Consider the following 15405-nt stretch of genomic DNA (forward strand, 5'->3'; position numbering starts at 1 on the left):
GGCATGGCTTGCGACGCTCGGATCAGGCGCCTTTGAAGTCCGGCACGGAAACCGGTTCGAGATCCGCCGGGCTCTGGCCGGCCTCGATCTCCTGACAGGCCACCGGGTAGTGATCGGCGGTGGTGCATTGCGACACCGGGTATTTCTCCATCTCGGCGCAGGCAGAGAGGGCCATGGTGGCCAGAACGGCGGGTAGGATCAGCTTTTTCATCTCGGGAACTCCATTGTAACGCCCATATTTGCTCGGGCATGAGTGCTGGGGGATGATCTGCATTTATTCGCTTTGACACGCATATCAACATGATCCACATCAAAAACTGAACTAATCGGTTCACTTTTTGTGACCTGTGCAAATGTCAGCCCGAAAGCCTCTTCCCCTACCCGGGAGATCGGTTACCCTGTCCGCGATGCGCATTCTCACAAGGCTCTGTCGTGGCTCGGATTTCCCTCTGTCTTTCCCTCTCTCTCGCCCTGTTGACCGGCTGCTATGGCTTTGTGGTCGATCACCGGGCTTACGGTTCGCAGGACGGCGCCACGGCCATGCTGTCGATCACGGCAGATCACCGCCTCAATCGCCTGAGCATTTCACATTGTGACGGGCAGGAAGAGCCGCTGGTGCTGGTGGCCCGCCGTTCCGACGATCCGCGCCGCTATCCGGCCTGGCAGGTCACGGTCGATGCCGAGACCTGTTACGAGATCGAAGCCGGGTCCTGGCGCGTCACTCTCTACAAGCGGCTGACACTCGCCCCGGGCGAGGTCGCGCGGATCGAGATCGACTGAGGCCCGCGTGGGCCCGCGCGCCGGCGCCCTGAGAAGATCCGCGCCCTCAGGCGATGATCTCGAATTTGTTGACGTCAACCATGCCGCGATCGGTGATCTTGAGCGCGGGGATCACGGGAAGCGCCAGAAACGCCAGTTGCAAAAACGGCTCTTCCAGCGTCACGCCCAGCGATTTCGCCGCCGCGCGCAGGAGGGCGAGGTGATCACGTACCACTTCGAACGGCTCGAGGCTCATCAGCCCCGCCACCGGCAGCGCCAGTTCGGCCAGCACCTTGCCCCCCTTGGTGACGACAAACCCGCCCTCGATCTCAGAGAGCCGATTGGCGGCCAGCGCCATGTCTTCGTAATCGACGCCGACACAGGCGATGTTGTGATGGTCGTGACAGACGGTGGAGGCAATCGCCCCGGATTTGAGGCCGAAGCCTTTGACAAAGCCCGAAGCGATATTGCCATTCTTGCCGTGGCGCTCGATGACAGTGATCCGGGTGAGATCGCGGGCCGGATCGGGGGCCTTGTCGCCATCCCTGATCGGCACCTGTTCTTTCAGGTGCTCGGTGATGATCTTGCCCTCAATGATACCGATCACATCGGTCTCTTCGCGATTGCCCGTGGCGCGAAAATCTTCCGCCCGGACCATCGGTGCCTTGACCGAACCACGTCCCACCGGCGCGACATGGCCACGGGCGGCAAACGCCTCCTCCGTGACTTCGACGCCCCCGGCAAAGACCATGGCAGCGTTGCATTTTTCCAGAGAGTCCAACACCACGATATCGGCGCGTTTGCCCGGCGCGATCATGCCGCGATCCTTGAGACCAAAGGCCTCGGCGGCCGAGAGCGTGGCGGCGCGGTAAACGGCCAAGGCCGGGCTGCCCAGCTCGATCAGCGTGCGGATGACATAGTCGAGATGGCCGTATTCGCCGATGTCCAAAGGATTGCGGTCATCGGTGCACAGGCACATGTAAGGCGCGGTGAAGTGGCTCAGCAGCGGTTGCAGCGCATGCATGTCCTTTGAGACGGAGCCCTCACGGATCAGCACCCGCATGCCCTTGCGCAGCTTCTCGCGCGCCTCTTCCACCGTGGTCGCCTCATGTTCGGTGCGAATGCCCGCCGAAATATAGGCATTGAGATCGCGCCCCGAGAGCTGCGGACAATGGCCGTCGATATGGGCATCCTCATAGAGGCGGATTTTCTTCATCGCCTCCGGGTCGCGATAGATCACCCCCGGGTAATTCATGAATTCCGCCATGCCGATGCCCGACGGGTGCCCCATCAACTCGGCGAGATCCCCGGCCAGAAGCTCGGCGCCCGCCGTCTCCATATGGGTCGAGGGCACACAGGAAGAAAGCTGCACCCGGATCGACATCAGCGTGTGTTGCGAGGCCTCCTGAAAATAGCGGATGCCCGGCGCGCCGATCACATTGGCGATCTCATGCGGATCGCAGATCGCCGTGGTCACCCCGCGCGGCAAGACGCAACGGTCGAATTCGAACGGTGTGACCAGCGAGCTTTCGATATGCAGATGCGTGTCGATGAAGCCGGGCACGATCACCTTGCCGGTGACATCGATCTCGCGCTTGCCCTCGTAGCTCTCGTAGACCCCGGCGATGCGCTCGCCGACGATCGCGACATCGCCCTGAATGAGCTCGCCGGTCATCAAATCGAAAATCATCCCGCCCTTCAGCACGATATCGGCCGGGGCCTCGCCCCGCGCCACGGCAATACGCTGTTCCAGATCGCTCATCATCTCTCTCCTATTCACCCGCTACACCCGCCTTACACACGCACGCCCTACACACGCACGGCAGGCACACGTTCCAGATCCGCAGGCAGGCCGAGCGCTGCCCGCTCCGCGTCGCGCCGCGGCACCAACCAGACCACGCGCTGTCCCTTGTCATAGGCGCGCATTGCGACATTGCGTTGATCCGACAACAGCCAATCCTCGGTGCCGTAATCGCGCCCGACGACGATCCGCGCCGCATCGCGCCGCGCCAGCTCGAGCATCGGGGCAAATTCCGGCTCGGTACAGATCACCAGATCGGCCTCCTGCAAGCGCTGAACCGCGCGCAGCGTCAAAAGATCCGGGTCCAGCGCGCCAACGGGCAGAAGCGCCACCTGCCCCGTGCCCGGTGCATCCGGCGCCCCACCCGCGTTGATCGCGGCCTTGATCGTATCAAAAGCCGCGCGCTCGGCACCGCTGGCAAACAGCCGTCGCGGCGTCTCGTGATAGACCCAGCGCCAGAACGGCCGGCGTTTCTCGCGCGGTACGCTTTCGGCCACCGCGTCGCGCATCCGCCCGCCAAAGGCGACGAACTCCCCCAGTTTCGGCTCGAGAATCTCCTCGAGCCTCGTCTTGATCTGCCGCGCCAGCACCGGCGCTGCCCCTTCGGTGCCGATCGCCACGACGAGCGGATCGCGATCCACCAGCGACGGCGTGGTGGCCTCGCAGAGATCCGGCCGGTCAACCACGTTCACCAGAGCGCCGGCACGACGCACGATCTGATAGATCTCCGCATCGCGCGCCTCGTCCTCGGTGCAGACAAACACCAGTGCAGCGCCTTCGAACAGGCTCTCGGAGATCTCATCGGTCACATGGTGCGCCCGGCCCTCCGAGACCAGCGCCTGCAGCTCCGGTTCCAGCTCTGCGGCCACGAAGCTCAGGTGCGCTTCGGTCTTGAGCATCAACCGGGCCTTCTGGGCCGCCGTTTCTCCCCCCCCGACGATCACCACGTCTCGCTCGGCCATCCTGAGAAACATAGGGAAAAATTTCATGCCGGCATGACCTCTTTTGTCGGGATCTTTTCGCGCGCTTTATGCGCGTTTGGCTGAGAGTCTCGCATCGGCGCGGAAATGACAAGAGTGCGCAGGAGATGAGCCCCCACAAGACCGCCATTTATGATACGCTTCACATATAGGTTTGCGTAATCGCGCAGGGCGCTCCTTGAACTGCGCGCCTGTACGCGCGGCGGGCGCATTTTCGTATCGGGGTGTTGTAAATCTCTGGTTCAAAAAACCTTTTCTTGACAATTCCCGCGCAAAGAACTGGGTTGAAACAGCCGCCCTGTTTCGCAGAATGCAAATATGAGTGAGGACCGCCCAGAATGGCTAACCCGGTTTCGTCCAATCCCGCCCCGCGTGATCCGTCCGAGGATCCGACAGAGACGCTCAATGATCTCTTCGTCATCGGCGGCGGCATCAATGGCTGCGGCATCGCCCGCGACGCCGCCGGGCGCGGGCTTTCGGTCGCTTTGGCCGAGATGGGCGATCTGGCTCAGGCGACCTCTTCGGCCTCCTCCAAGATGTTCCACGGTGGGCTCCGATATCTCGAATATGGCGAAGTGCGACTGGTGCGCGAGGCTTTGGCGGAACGCGAGGTGCTTTTGAACGCCATGCCGCATATCGCCTTTCCGATGCGCTTCGTGCTGCCGCTCTCGCGCGAGATGCGGTTTGACGCCGACACGCCGATCTCGAAACTGCTGAAATACACCATGCCCTGGCTCAAGGGGCAGCGCCCCGGCTGGATCATCCGCATCGGGCTCTGGATGTACGACCATCTCGGCAAGCGCAAGATCCTGCCCGGCACCTCCGGTTATGATCTCGCCGACCGGCCGGAAGGCGCGCCCCTCAAGGACATGTTCAAACATGCGCTCGAATATTCCGATGTCTGGGTCGATGACGCGCGGCTGGTGGTCCTGAACGCCATGGATGCCCGCGATCACGGCGCAACGGTGATGGTGCGGACCAAGGTCACCTCAGCACGGCGGATGGCGGATCATTGGGAGATCGAGATCAGCCGCCTGGATGGCACACAGGAGAGGCTCAGGGCGAAAGCACTGGTCAATGCCGGCGGCCCCTGGGTGGCCGATATCATTTCCGGCGTGATCGGTGAGAACAGCCGCGAAAGCGTGCGCCTGGTGCGTGGCTCGCATATCGTCGTTCCGCGCATCGCGGAACATGACAAGGCCTATTTCCTGCAAGGCAGCGACGGGCGGGTCATCTTTTTCCTGCCGTTTCAACGCGATTTCACCATGATCGGCACCACCGAGGTGACGCATGAGACCGACCCGCTCGGGGCCGAGGCGACATTCGAGGAAAAACGCTACCTGTTGGATTTCGCCAATCAATACCTGAAGGTGCCGCTGACCCAGGCCGATGTGGTGCATAGTTTCGCAGGGGTTCGCCCGCTCTATGAGGACGGGGCCAAATCCGCCACGGCGGCGACCCGCGAATATGTGCTGTCTCTGGATGAGAACGGCCCGCCACTCCTCAATGTTTTCGGCGGCAAGATCACCACCTATCGCAAGCTGGCCGAGGCCGCCCTCGAAAAACTCGGCAAATTCTTCACCATGACCCAGCCCTGGACCGCCGAGGCGATGCTCCCCGGTGGCTTCACCTATGGCCGGGACGCCGAACAGATCACCTCACTCACCATGCAATACCCGTTTCTCAGCCATGATGCCGCCGACCGTCTGGTACATCTCTACGGCCGCAACGCCGCCGCTATCTTCGACGATGTGGTCGGCGCCACAGATATGGGGCGCGATTTCGGCCACGGGCTCACCGAGGCCGAGCTGCGCTATCTGGTGCGCGAGGAATTCGCCCGCGAGGTCGAGGATGTGATCTGGCGCCGCACCAAGCTCGGACTTTACCTCTCCGCCGCCGAGATCGCCGCGATCGACGACTGGATGCGACAGCACGTGCCGTTGCTCGTCGATCAGTGAGGCGCATGTACCGCGCCTAGATCTCCGGGTGCCCTTCCACGACCTGTTGAAACGCCGTCAGGTAGCTCCGCAGGTCCGCGATCGTCTCGGGGGCGGCCAGAACCGCGTCACGTTCCGCGGCGCTGAGCGACATGAGCGGCAGGCGCCAGAACACGTCTTCGGCAAAACGGCTGGTGATCGTGGACAGCACCCGGCGCAGATCGGTCAGCATATCGTCGCCGCGATGCGAGGCATGAACGAGCGCGATGGGTTTGCCAATCACCGCCTCGCCGGAAACCAGCCAGTCGATGGCATTCTTGAGCCCGCCGGGAATGGCCCGGACATATTCCGGTGAGGAAATGATCACGCCGTCGGCCGCGTCGATCTCGGCAATGAAGGCGGCCACGGCGGCCGGGCGGTCCGCCCCATCGCGGTCGGGGGTGAAAATCGGCAGGTCCCAGATCGCATCACAGATCGCGATCTCGATGCCTTCGGGCGCGTGAATGCGGAGCGCTTCGAGCAGCGCGCGGTTGCTCGACCCTTTACGTCCGCTGCCCGAAAGCGCCAGAATTTTCAAAGTCATGACAACGCCCCTCCCTGAGATCCCGGCAGAAAAACGCAAAAGGGCGGGAAAGTCCCGCCCTCTCGTTATCTTGTCCGATCACAGCTTTGCGAGCCGTGTCCGCCCGCCTGCTCAGAGATAAGAATTCACCAGGTTTTCCAGACGTTCCTGACGGCCGGACCGCGGTTCCGGGTTGATCCCCTCTGTCAGGACGCGGTCCTGAATCGAGGCCAGATCGCCGTTTTCCAGCATCTCGGCATTCGCCGGCTTGTCCCAATCGGCATAGCGCTCGGCACGGGCAGATTCGAGCTTGCCGTCCTCGAGCATCGCCGCCGCCGCCTTGAGCCCGCGGGCACAGATATCCATTGCACCGACATGGCCGAGGATCAGATCTTCCGGGTCCAAGGACTGCCGCCGGATGCGGGCGTCGAAATTGGTGCCGCCACTGCTGAAACCGCCGGCTTTCAACACCTCGTAATAGGCCAACATCACTTCGGAGACGCTGTTCGGGAATTGATCGGTGTCCCAGCCGGACTGGTAATCGTTGCGGTTCATGTCGATCGAGCCGAGGATGCCCAGAGAGCCGGCCAGCGCCAGCTCATGCTCGAACGAATGCCCCGCGAGAATGGCGTGGCCCTGTTCGATATTGACCTTCACCTCGTTCTCGAGCCCGTAGCGTTTGAGGAAACCGTAGACCGTCGCCACGTCGAAATCATATTGGTGCTTCGAGGGCTCCTGCGGCTTCGGCTCGATCAGGATGGTGCCGTCCCAGCCCATCTTGTGTTTGTAATCGACGACCATGGAGAGCATCTTCGCCGCCTGATCCGCCTCGCGGGTCAGATCGGTGTTGAGCAAAGTCTCATAGCCTTCGCGCCCGCCCCAGAGGACGTAATTGGCACCGTTCAGCTTGATCGTCGCATCCATGCAGGATTTGATCGTCGCGGCGGAGTACGCGAAGACATCCGGGTCCGGGTTGGTGCCCGACCCCGCCATGAAGCGGCGATGGGTGAACAGGTTGGCCGTGCCCCAGAGGAGCCGGGTTTTCGAGCTCTCCATCTTCTCGGCGAAAATGTCGACGATCTCTTCGAGATTGCGTTTGCTCTCGGCGAATGTCGCGCCTTCCGGGCGCACGTCGAGATCGTGGAAACAGAAGAACGGCGCCTGCAGGATGTCGAACATCTCGAAGGCGACATCGGCCTTCATCCGGGCCTTTTCCATGCCCTCGCCGAACCACGGCCGATCAAAGGTGCGGCCGCCGAACGGGTCGCCGCCCTCATAGGCAAAGCTGTGCCAATAGGCGACGGCAAAGCGCAGATGATCTTCCATCCGCTTGCCCATCACCAGCTCTTCGGGGTTGTAATGTTTGAAGGCAAACTCGTTCTCTGAGCCCGGGCCTTCGTATGTGATCTGCGGGATATCTTTGAAAAACTCGGTCATGTCAGCCCCTTGATGGCAGTTTGTGCGGATTTGAAGCGGGCGAACCCGTCGTCAAAACCAGCGGTCAGTTTCATGTTCGGCTCATAGGTGGCGGCGATCTTCGGCGCGCTGGCGAGCTCTGCGCCGCCACCGGTGGCGGCCATTTGCCCAAGACGCGCCGCCCCGAAGGCGCCGCCGAAATCGCCCGCGACAGGCAGGTCGACCGGCACGCCCAGAGCGGTGGCGATGGCTTCGCACCAATAGGCGGATTTCGAGCCGCCGCCGACGGCCAGAAGCCGGTCAATTTTGGTGCCGGTGGCGGCGAGCGCCTCGGCACAGTCTTTGATGGCAAAACTCACGCCTTCGAGCACGGCGCGGGTGCCTGCGGCGGTGTCGGTGGCATGTTCGAGCCCCGTGAAGGCGCCGCGAATACCGGCATCGTTCAGGGGCGTGCGCTCCCCGCCCAGATACGGCAGGAAGGCGGTCTTGCCCGGCACTTCGAGCGCGCCCAGAGCAGAGGTCAGCGTGGCGGCGTCCTGGCCGACAAAGCGCCCGTACCAGTTAAGTGCATCGGTGGCGGCGAGGATCACCCCCATCTGGTGCCATGTGTCCGGCAGGGCGTGGCAGAAGGTGTGCACGGCGGTGGCCGCGTCCGGCTGATAGCCGTCATTGGCGGCAAAGAGCACGCCGGAGGTGCCGAGCGAGACAAACGCCTGCCCGGCTTTCACCACGCCGACGCCAATCGCCGAGGCGGCATTGTCGCCACCGCCGCCCGCGACGACGCAAGAACTCGGGACGCCCCATTTCGCCGCCAGCTCCGGCCGGATCGTGCCGGAGACTTCGGAGCCTTCGACCAGACGCGGCATGAAACTGCGGTCCATGTCGGTGGCGGCCAGAAGAGCGTCGGACCAGTCCCGCGCGCCGGTGTCGAACCAACTGGTCCCGGCGCTGTCGGACATCTCGCCGACGAATTCGCCGGTCAGGTAAAGCCGCAGATAGTCCTTCGGCAAAAGCACCTTTTTGACCCGGGCGAAAATCTCCGGTTCGTTGTTCCTGACCCAAGCGAGCTTCGGTGCGGTGAAGCCAGGAAAGACGATATTGCCGGTGATCTCGCGGAACCTCGGATCGGCATCCAGGGCGGCGGCCTCTTGATGCGAACGCGTGTCATTCCACAGGATACAAGGGCGGAGCACCTCGTCGGCACCGTCCAGAAGCGTCGCGCCATGCATCTGGCCCGAAAGCCCGATGCCGCTGACGCCCGACAGATCCGCCTTGGCACCGAGCGCCGCCATGACCGTGTCACAGGCGGCGAGCCAGCTGGCCGGCTCCTGTTCCGACCAGCCGCTCTGCGGCCGCTCATTGGTCAGGGGCGCGTTGGCCTCGGCCACGACGGTTTGATCCTCGTCGATGAGGATGGCTTTGAGACCGGAGGTCCCGAGATCAAGTCCGATATACATTGGTTTTCCATACGTTATGCCCGCAGATGAGAACGCGGTGCATCGGGAGGAAGCGCCCGCGGCCCGGTCCAGGCCGCAGGACAGTCGTCAGAAGATGGTCAATAGGCCTGGGGCGGCTTCTTGCCCATGATGATCATGCCGAGGATGTCCTCGTCGGTGACCTCGCCGACATTCACCGTGCCGACCTTCTGGCCGTTTTTCATCACCATGGCGCGATCGCAAAGCCGCATGACGTTGTGGATGTCATGCTCGATCAGGAAGATCCCCAGCCCCTGGGCTTTCAGCTCTTCGATCAGCTCCGCAACCATCTGGGTCTCATGCGGACCAAGGGCGGCGGTGGGTTCGTCCATGATCAGGATCTTGGCGTTGAAATAGACCGCGCGCGCAATGGCGACCGATTGGCGCTGACCGCCCGAGAGGGCTGAGACCGGCTCCTTGAACTTCTGGAAGTTGGGATTGAGACGCCCCATGATGGACCGCGTCTCCGCCTCCATCGCCGGTTCATCGACAAAACCCAGCGGCGTCACCAATTCGCGGCCCAGAAACAGGTTCGAGGCGGCGTCGAGATTGTCGGCCAGAGCCAGCGTCTGATAGATCGTCTCGACATTGTATTTGCGCGCGTCGCGGGTGTTGCGGATCTCGGCCTTTGAGCCATTGATGAAGATCTCGCCACTGTCCATCTGATAGGCGCCGGAGAGGCATTTGATCAGGGTGGATTTGCCCGCGCCATTATGGCCCAGAAGCCCCACCACCTCGCCCGGATAGAGATCGATGGTGACGTGATCCACCGCTTTCACCCCGCCGAAGGCGATCGAGATGTCGCGGAGCTCGACAAGAGGCGTGCCGGTGTTCGGGTTGCTGCTCATGATCGTCTCTCCTTAGACCTTGATGCCGAGGCGTTTGCGATACTGGATGTCAATCCAGACGGCGAAGACCAGAACCGAGCCGACGACGATGTTCTGCAACGGCGCGTCGACCCCGACCATGGCCATGCCCGACTGAAGGGATTGCATGATCAACGCACCGAGGATGGCGCCATGAATGGTGCCGATGCCGCCCGAAAGCGCGGTGCCCCCGATCACGGCGGCGGCGATGACGCGCAGCTCGTCGAGCGTGCCGATGTCATTGGCATGCGACGCCAGACGGGCCGAGGCGATCACGGCGGACAGACCACAGAGAAAGCCCATCAGCGCAAAGATCTTCACGGTCAGCAACTTGGTATTGATGCCCGAAAGTTCCGCCGCATCCGGGTTGCCACCGGTGGCAAAGATATATTTGCCGAGCCGGGTCTTTTTGGCGAGCATGGTCATGGCCACGGCAACGATGATCAGCACGATCACCGAGATCGGCAGGCCATAGGCTTCGGTATAGCCGTCCGGCAGCACCTCGCCCCGGGCTTCGAACAGGCGGCGCAGCTTGCCCTTCGGGATGTCATAAGCGTTGAGCGTGGCGATATAGCCGAGAATGGCGGCAATGATTACACCGCCGACCGTGAACTCGGCCCAGAGCGGCTTGGTCGGGAACCCGTGGCTCTTGCGGGATTTGCGCGCATTATAAAGCGCATAGATCACCGCGAGAGAGGCGAGAATGCCGACGCCCCAGGACAGGGTGACCCCGAGCGTGCCCTCGGCCCCGCCCAGCACCAGATAGCTCTTGTCGAGCGGCGCGATGGTCTGACCATCGGTGACGTACCAGCCGACATAGCGCCAGATCAGCAGGCCACCCAGGGTGACGATAAAGGCCGGAATGCCCTGATAACCGATGAGCCAGCCGTTGAAGGCGCCAATGAGCGTGCCCACGGCGAGACAGGTGACGATGGCCATCGGCGCGATCATCGGGTTGCCATAGTCGAGCCCGACGAGTTGCGGCAGCCAGCGCGCCTGCATCATCGCGCCCATGGCCGAGGCGATCGCCAGCACGGCGCCGACCGACAGGTCGATATGGCGGGTGACGATGACAAAGACCATGCCCGTGGCCATGATCGCCACCGAAACGGTCTGAACCGTCAGGTTGAAGATATTGCGGGGCGTCACGAACCGCCCGTCGGTGAAAAGGTTGAAGGCCAGCGCGATGAGGATGAACGCCCCCACCATGCCCATCAGCCGCATGTCGAGCTCAAGCTGTCCGAGCATGCTCTTGCCAGAGCCGGAGCCGGTGGTTTGCGGCGCTGATTTTTCTGCCTGTTCCGCCATTGTCATGTCCTTTCGCCCCTCCCGAGGCCGGTTATTGGACAACCCGCCCCGGCCTCCCCTCAGACTCCAGGGAGAGCACGGTGCGAGTAACGTGCCCCCGCGCGAACGGGGGGCACACTGTCTTGTTGAAGCAGATCGGTTACGCGATCAGTTACAGGGCGACGGACCGTCGCTCACACCCTGGCAAAGCGCATCCTTGGTGATCCAGCCGGCATCCACGACCACGTCGAGATTGTCCTTGGTGATCGGGATCGGGGCGAGGAATTTGGCGTCCATCTCATTGCCGCCCGGGGTGGTGAATTTCACCGTGCCGGCTACATCGGCGGGCGCGGTGCCACCGGCCAGTTCGACGGCGATCTCGGCGGCGTTGCGGCCAAGCTCACGCGAGTCTTTCCACACCGACACGGTCTGGGTGCCGAGCGCGATACGGTTCAGCGCGGCGTGATCGCCATCCTGACCGGAGACCGGGATCCCGGCCATGCCCTGAGCGGCGAGCGCCGCCACGGCGCCACCGGCGGTACCATCATTGGAGGCCACGACCGCGTCCACCTTGTTATCATTGGCGGTGAGGATCGATTCCATGTTGCGCTGCGCATTGGCCGGGAGCCAGCCATCGGTATAGGCCTCGCCGACGATGGTGATGTCACCGGCGTCGATCGCGGATTGCAGCACCTCTTGCTGACCGCCACGCAGGAAGTCGGCGTTCGGGTCGGTCGGCGAGCCTTTGATCATCACGTAATTGCCCTTGGGCATGGCGTCATAGACGGCCTTCGCCTGCAGCCGGCCCACTTCGATATTGTCGAAGGTCAGGTAATAGGCGCGCGGGTCTTCGATCAGACGGTCATAGGCGATCACCGGAATCTCTTCATCGGCGGCCATCTGCACCGCCGGAATGACGGCCTGGGTGTCCTGGGCCAGCACGATCAGCGCATCCACCCCCTGGGCGATCAGGCTTTCGATGTCGGAGAGCTGTTTGGCGGAAGACGATTGCGCATCGGCAGAGACATATTCCGCCCCGGCGGCTTCCAAAGCGGCCTTGATCGCGCCTTCGTCGGTTTTCCAGCGCTCTTCCTGGAAGTTGGACCAGCTCACGCCAACGGTGAGATCGGCAGACATGGCCGAGGTTGCAAAACCGGCAGCGACAATGGTCGCGGCCATCAGCATGGATTTACGCATGAATATCCTCCCAAATTTCCGCGCCAGTTCCGCTCCCCTCCTCAAGATGAACGCCCAGCGGGGCCCGACTCGTTGCCGGACGTCCAAATCATGCCAGATTAATTTTATCTGTCAAAAAAATAATTCGCACATCTTTCATTTTTCGATGGATTTATCATCAAACGCGTGACTAAATCACTACGAACCCCAACAAAACAGTGCTGCAGCGCCGCATTAAATTCGATTGGCGAATTTTTAAAATGTCCGACACTCCCCCTGATGCCGACCTGGCTCCGCCCCCTGACACAGCGCCTTCGGAGACTCTTCAGAACGGCTGCGGCCCGCTGTTCGCCAATCCCGACAGCGGCAGCAAATCGATCCGCCGACAGGTGTTCGAGGCGGTGCGCTCGCAAGGGGAGATCGCCCGGGTCGACCTGTCGCGCCAGCTCAACATCTCGCCGGCCACGGTGACCCAGACCGCCTCGGACCTGATCGCCGCCGGGTTGATCGAGGAAAGCGAATTGCAGCGCCGGGACACGGACAGCACCCGCGGCCGGCCGCCCGTGGGGCTCAAGGTGCGGGCCGGAGCCGCCGTGGTGGTGGGCATCAAGATCTCGGACCGTTCGAACTCCGCCGTGGTGCTCGATCTCGCCGGAAATCTCCTGGGCTCTGCCACCCTGCCCGCACCGCCGACCGCACGGTCTACCGAAGAGATTCTTCTGGAGGCCGAAGCGATCACCGCCGCCGGGCTGAAGGATGCGGGTCTCGAGGGCCATCGCCCCGACACATTAGCCCTGGGTCTGCCGGGTATGGTCGATTTCGATCTCGGCCGGGTGCTCTGGTGCCCCTTCATGGAATCTCAGGACGTGCCGCTGCGCGATCTTCTGACCGAACGCCTGGGCGCGCCGGTGCGCATCGACAATGACGCCAACCTGCTGGCACTGGCGGAGCTGTGGTTCGGCGAAGGCCGGGGGCTGGACAACTTTGCCGTGGTCTCGATCGAACACGGGCTGGGCATGGGGCTGGTGATCCGGCACCAGCTGCACCGCGGCGGCATGGGCCACGGCATGGAGCTCGGCCACACCAAGGTACAGCTCGACGGCGCGCTCTGTCGCTGTGGCCAGCGCGGCTGTCTCGAGGCCTATGTCGCCGATTACGCATTGGTGCGCGAGGCGCATACCGCCCTCAACCCTGGCTATGAGGCCTCAGATGCCGATGAGATGCTCGAAACCCTCTATCGGCAGGCGAAAGAGGGCAATGAGCTGGCCAAGACGATCTTTTCGCGCGCCGGGCGCTATCTCGCCGCCGGCATTGCCAATGTCGTCACCCTGTTCGACCCGGCATTGATCCTTCTCTCGGGCGATCGTTTGCGTTACGATTTTCTCTATGCAGAGGATGTCCTGAGTGAGGCGCATATGATGACCCATCGTCCCGGTCGCCCCCCGACCCCCGTGGAAATTCATGCCTGGGGCGATCTCGTCTGGGCCCGGGGCGCTGGCGCGCTCGCTCTGGATTTCGCCACGGAGACACTGGTCGGATGAGTACCCAGCCCCTGTTGCGTTCCACCCTCCAGCTTTCCCTGTCACTCCTTCCCGCCTTGAGCCTGATGGGGCCGCCCTGCGCCGCCGTCGCACTCGACGCGGATCAGAGCCAGCCGATCCCGCAATTCCTCAACCGCTCCGATGCCCTGCCCGAACATGTCTATGGCGGCGGCTGGGAACATTTCGTCGGCGGCGGGCTCGCCGTGTTCGATTGCAATGACGACGGCCTGCCGGAGCTGTTTGCCGCGGGCGGCGACACCCCGGCCGATCTGTTCCTGAACCGCTCCGAACTGGGCGGCGCACTGACATTCGAGCGCGGCGAGATCCCCGAGATCGCCCCCGACGCGCTCACCCATGTCACCGGCGCCTATCCGCTCGACATCGACAGCGACGGGAACACCGATCTGGCGGTGATGCGGGTGGGCAAGAATCTCCTGCTGAAAGGCGACGGCGACTGCCATTTCACCGTCGCCAATGAGGCGCTCAATTTCGACGGCGGCGACCGCTGGACCACCGCGTTCACCGCCGGCTGGGAGGGAGACAATGCCCGCCCGACGCTGTTCTGGGGCAATTACGTCGACCGCGACAACCCGGAGGGGCCGTTCGAGGCCTGCGACAGAAACGAGCTGGACCGCCCGAAAGAAGACAGCTGGGAGAAGACCGTGCTGGAACCGGGGTTCTGCACCCTGTCTGCGCTGATCTCGAAAGGCGCGCGCGGCGTTCAGAGCCTGCGCCTGTCGAACGACCGGCATTACTACGTCAAGGGCGGCTATGAGCAGCTTTACGACCTGCAACAGGATCGTTTTCTCAACGAGAGCGACGGTTGGGACCGCGTGTCCCTCTGGGGCATGGGGATCGCCGAGCGCGATGTGAATGGCGATGCGGTGCCCGATGTCATGCTCACCTCGATGGGCGATCAGCTTTTGCAATTCGGCCATGCGGGTGGCCGCTATGAGGCCGCGCCCTATGACATCGGCACCTATGCGCACCGGCCACATCTTGGCGATGATGGCCGCCCCTCGACCGGCTGGTCGGCGGATTGGGGCGATCTCGACAATGACGGCCGCGCCGATCTGTTCATCGCCAAGGGCAATGTCGAACAGATGCCGTCGAATGCCGCCCATGATCCGAACAACCTGTTGCAGCAGAAACCCGACGGCACCTTCCGAGAGGTCTCGATTGCTGCCGGCGTTGCCTCCATGGCCAAGTCACGCGGCGCGCATCTCGTCGATCTCAACGGTGACGGCAAGCTCGATCTGGCGGTGGTCAATCGCGAAAGCGCGATGGAGCTCTACGAGAATGTCACCCCGAACACGGGCCAGTATCTCGCCATTTCGCTGCATCAGGAGGGGGTGAACCCGGATGCGGTCGGCGCCAGCGTTTCGGTGCTGACCAATCTCGGACTGCAAGTGCAGGAGCTGACCGTCGGCGGGCTGCATGGTTCGGGCAAGCTCACGCCTTTGCACTTCGGCCTGGGCGACGCCGAGAGCGCGCAGGTGCAGGTGGTCTGGCCCGATGGCACGGAAAGCCCCTGGGTCAAGCTCGACCGGTTCGACCGCTGGGTGCGGTTGACGCGGTAACAGGCTGTTTTAAAGAAGGAAAGCC

The 15405-nt window shown here is 62.9% G+C and carries 13 protein-coding genes; 4 read left to right on the forward strand and 9 right to left on the reverse strand.

The window, feature by feature from the left end; genetic code table 11:
- Nucleotides 1-22 precede the first annotated feature (22 nt).
- Complete coding sequence (locus BM151_RS05550; RefSeq protein ID WP_090058705.1) at nt 23-211, reverse strand: hypothetical protein; 189 nt, start codon at nt 209-211, stop codon at nt 23-25.
- Between the two features lie 221 nt (nt 212-432).
- Here BM151_RS05550 and BM151_RS05555 point away from each other — a divergent pair, with 221 nt between their 5' ends.
- Nucleotides 433-780, forward strand: coding sequence for a hypothetical protein (locus BM151_RS05555; protein WP_090058708.1), 348 nt, complete (start codon nt 433-435; stop codon nt 778-780).
- Nucleotides 781-826: 46 nt separating this feature from the next.
- Here BM151_RS05555 and ade read toward each other — a convergent pair whose 3' ends face one another.
- Nucleotides 827-2521 carry an adenine deaminase gene (gene ade, locus BM151_RS05560; RefSeq protein ID WP_090058711.1) on the reverse strand — a complete coding sequence of 565 codons (1695 nt, stop codon included), beginning with the start codon at nt 2519-2521 and terminating at the stop codon, nt 827-829.
- Between the two features lie 47 nt (nt 2522-2568).
- Nucleotides 2569-3549, reverse strand: coding sequence for an NAD(P)-dependent oxidoreductase (locus BM151_RS05565; RefSeq protein ID WP_090058713.1), 981 nt, complete (start codon nt 3547-3549; stop codon nt 2569-2571).
- A 329-nt stretch (nt 3550-3878) separates the two neighbouring features.
- On the opposite strand from BM151_RS05565, the gene glpD reads away from it, so the two are divergent.
- On the forward strand, nt 3879-5498 hold the full coding sequence (glpD, locus tag BM151_RS05570) for a glycerol-3-phosphate dehydrogenase (protein ID WP_090058716.1): 1620 nt from the start codon (nt 3879-3881) through the stop codon (nt 5496-5498).
- A gap of 16 nt (nt 5499-5514) precedes the next feature.
- On the opposite strand, the gene BM151_RS05575 is transcribed toward glpD, so the two are convergent.
- From BM151_RS05575 to xylF, 6 genes are all read right to left on the reverse strand, one after another.
- Nucleotides 5515-6060, reverse strand: a complete 546-nt coding sequence (locus BM151_RS05575) for an NADPH-dependent FMN reductase (protein WP_245781104.1) — start codon at nt 6058-6060, stop codon at nt 5515-5517.
- 111 nt (nt 6061-6171) lie between these two features.
- Complete coding sequence (xylA, locus tag BM151_RS05580) at nt 6172-7476, reverse strand: xylose isomerase (RefSeq protein WP_090058718.1); 1305 nt, start codon at nt 7474-7476, stop codon at nt 6172-6174.
- The gene (gene xylB, locus BM151_RS05585; RefSeq protein ID WP_090058721.1) at nt 7473-8912 is read right to left on the reverse strand and encodes a xylulokinase; all 1440 of its coding nucleotides are present in this window, start codon (nt 8910-8912) and stop codon (nt 7473-7475) included. The genes xylA and xylB overlap by 4 nt, the downstream gene beginning before the upstream one ends.
- A 98-nt stretch (nt 8913-9010) precedes the next feature.
- Nucleotides 9011-9778, reverse strand: a complete 768-nt coding sequence (locus BM151_RS05590; protein ID WP_090058724.1) for an ATP-binding cassette domain-containing protein — start codon at nt 9776-9778, stop codon at nt 9011-9013.
- Nucleotides 9779-9790: 12 nt separating this feature from the next.
- A complete protein-coding gene (locus BM151_RS05595) occupies nt 9791-11104 on the reverse strand; it encodes a sugar ABC transporter permease (protein WP_090058726.1) in 1314 nt (437 codons plus the stop codon).
- Nucleotides 11105-11251: 147 nt separating this feature from the next.
- Nucleotides 11252-12280 (reverse strand): D-xylose ABC transporter substrate-binding protein, encoded by a 1029-nt coding sequence (xylF, locus tag BM151_RS05600; protein WP_090058728.1) that lies wholly within the window; start codon nt 12278-12280, stop codon nt 11252-11254.
- A gap of 239 nt (nt 12281-12519) precedes the next feature.
- On the opposite strand from xylF, the gene BM151_RS05605 reads away from it, so the two are divergent.
- Both BM151_RS05605 and BM151_RS05610 read left to right on the forward strand, forming a co-directional pair.
- Nucleotides 12520-13800: an ROK family transcriptional regulator gene (locus BM151_RS05605; protein WP_090058731.1), complete on the forward strand. Its 1281-nt coding sequence runs from the start codon at nt 12520-12522 to the stop codon at nt 13798-13800.
- Nucleotides 13801-13865: 65 nt separating this feature from the next.
- On the forward strand, nt 13866-15380 hold the full coding sequence (locus tag BM151_RS05610) for a CRTAC1 family protein (RefSeq protein ID WP_090058733.1): 1515 nt from the start codon (nt 13866-13868) through the stop codon (nt 15378-15380).
- Nucleotides 15381-15405: the final 25 nt, after the last annotated feature.

Source organism: Celeribacter neptunius, assembly GCF_900113955.1.
Lineage (GTDB): Bacteria > Pseudomonadota > Alphaproteobacteria > Rhodobacterales > Rhodobacteraceae > Celeribacter > Celeribacter neptunius.

Excerpts from the sequence above, each read along its gene's own strand:
- BM151_RS05550 (WP_090058705.1), bottom strand. The coding sequence starts at position 211 with ATGAAAAAGCTGATCCTACCCGCCGTTCTGGCCACCATGGCCCTCTCT.
- ade (WP_090058711.1), bottom strand. The coding sequence starts at position 2,521 with ATGAGCGATCTGGAACAGCGTATTGCCGTGGCGCGGGGCGAGGCCCCG.
- BM151_RS05565 (WP_090058713.1), bottom strand. The coding sequence starts at position 3,549 with ATGAAATTTTTCCCTATGTTTCTCAGGATGGCCGAGCGAGACGTGGTG.
- glpD (WP_090058716.1), top strand. The coding sequence starts at position 3,879 with ATGGCTAACCCGGTTTCGTCCAATCCCGCCCCGCGTGATCCGTCCGAG.
- BM151_RS05575 (WP_245781104.1), bottom strand. The coding sequence starts at position 6,060 with ATGACTTTGAAAATTCTGGCGCTTTCGGGCAGCGGACGTAAAGGGTCG.
- xylA (WP_090058718.1), bottom strand. The coding sequence starts at position 7,476 with ATGACCGAGTTTTTCAAAGATATCCCGCAGATCACATACGAAGGCCCG.
- xylB (WP_090058721.1), bottom strand. The coding sequence starts at position 8,912 with ATGTATATCGGACTTGATCTCGGGACCTCCGGTCTCAAAGCCATCCTC.
- BM151_RS05590 (WP_090058724.1), bottom strand. The coding sequence starts at position 9,778 with ATGAGCAGCAACCCGAACACCGGCACGCCTCTTGTCGAGCTCCGCGAC.
- BM151_RS05595 (WP_090058726.1), bottom strand. The coding sequence starts at position 11,104 with ATGGCGGAACAGGCAGAAAAATCAGCGCCGCAAACCACCGGCTCCGGC.
- xylF (WP_090058728.1), bottom strand. The coding sequence starts at position 12,280 with ATGCGTAAATCCATGCTGATGGCCGCGACCATTGTCGCTGCCGGTTTT.
- BM151_RS05605 (WP_090058731.1), top strand. The coding sequence starts at position 12,520 with ATGTCCGACACTCCCCCTGATGCCGACCTGGCTCCGCCCCCTGACACA.
- BM151_RS05610 (WP_090058733.1), top strand. The coding sequence starts at position 13,866 with ATGGGGCCGCCCTGCGCCGCCGTCGCACTCGACGCGGATCAGAGCCAG.